We start from the raw sequence: 252 nt of genomic DNA on the forward strand, positions 1-252 counted from the left end.
GAGGCTACCAGATGGGACGCTGGCTTGCTGGCAGGCTCATGAAAGAGCTGGGGCTGGTCAGCTGTCAGCAGCCGACTCACCGGTATAAACGTGGTGGTCATGAACATGTTGCTATCCCTAACTACCTTGAAAGGCAGTTCGCCGTGACCGAGCCAAATCAGGTGTGGTGCGGTGATGTGACCTATATCTGGACGGGTAAGCGCTGGGCGTACCTCGCCGTTGTTCTCGACCTGTTCGCAAGAAAACCAGTGG

General features: G+C 56.3%; 1 protein-coding gene. It reads left to right on the forward strand.

The genetic code is table 11. The features are described from left to right. A partial coding sequence (locus SB816_RS33555; protein ID WP_410548446.1) for a DDE-type integrase/transposase/recombinase occupies nt 1-252 on the forward strand: 252 nt, incomplete at both ends.

It is taken from the genome of Achromobacter sp. SIMBA_011, assembly GCF_046535435.1.
GTDB classification, from domain to species: domain Bacteria; phylum Pseudomonadota; class Gammaproteobacteria; order Burkholderiales; family Burkholderiaceae_B; genus Achromobacter; species Achromobacter dolens.